The organism is Limosilactobacillus reuteri subsp. porcinus, assembly GCF_036621895.1.
Classification (GTDB): Bacteria; Bacillota; Bacilli; order Lactobacillales; family Lactobacillaceae; genus Limosilactobacillus; species Limosilactobacillus reuteri_J.
Window position 1 is genome coordinate 1 of record NZ_LN887373.1, and the last position, 387, is coordinate 387.

Below are 387 nucleotides of genomic sequence, written 5' to 3' on the forward strand. Positions count from 1 at the left end.
GGATAGGACGTTGCCATGCGTTATTCCGGCATAGCTCAGTTGGTAGAGCACCTGACTGTTAATCAGGTTGTCGTCAGTTCGAGTCTGACTGCCGGAGTCGATGAAGATGTTGACTACCTTCGGTTAGTTAACATCTTTTTTTTGCCAACTTAGCTCAGCTGGTAGAGCATCTCCCTCGTAAAGAGAAGGTCGGAGGTTCGACTCCTCTAGTTGGCATTATAAAGAGTTTATAACCAATTAGAAGTCTACAGATTAAGCCGATAAAGCTTATTATGTAGGCTTTTTTGTATGCTTAAGAAGTTAAGTTGTAAGCAGTCCGTAGTAAGCAGTCAATAACAGTACGTCTAGCTCTAGCTACCCCGGATCTTCTATACTGAGACTATCATC

Annotated in this window: 2 tRNA genes; both read left to right on the forward strand. The window is 42.9% G+C overall.

Going from position 1 to position 387, the window contains the following annotated elements:
* Nucleotides 1-24: 24 nt before the first annotated feature.
* Nucleotides 25-97: transfer RNA gene (locus AACL61_RS03325), tRNA-Asn, on the forward strand.
* Nucleotides 98-143: 46 nt separating this feature from the next.
* Nucleotides 144-216 (forward strand) — tRNA-Thr (locus AACL61_RS03330).
* Nucleotides 217-387: the final 171 nt, after the last annotated feature.